General features: G+C 22.2%; 1 protein-coding gene. It reads right to left on the reverse strand.

The genetic code is table 11. The features are described from left to right. On the reverse strand, nt 1–437 hold a 437-nt coding region (locus ACYVRH_RS14690), incomplete at both ends, for a class I SAM-dependent methyltransferase (protein ID WP_461257604.1).

The following is a 437-nucleotide window of genomic DNA, read 5'->3' on the forward strand; positions in this document are numbered from 1 at the left end:
GTTTTAATATCCTTTTTATTTCAGAAAAACATTTTTCCAATTCATTCCAAAAATATATTGTATTTACCGTGTATATTTTACTGAATGTTTCATTTTCAAATGATGTATTCACAATATTTTCTAAATATAATTTTAATAATCCTTTTTCAATAATTTGCCTATATTTTTTGGAAACATTATTTAACATATTATTTGATATTTCTATTCCGTATATTTTTATTGGGATATTTTTTTTGAATAATTTATTTATTAAATAGCCGTTGCCAAATCCTATATCCAATATAATGTCATTATGTTCTAAATTTATATTATCCAATATTGCCTTATATTGTCTTTGGTTCATTATATTCATTAATTTTGTAGACAGATTTCCCGCAATTCCATCGGGATTTCCAAAATTTCCACCTACATATTTAATAAATTTATTGAGCATATTC

This window comes from Treponema sp. R80B11-R83G3, assembly GCF_054786115.1.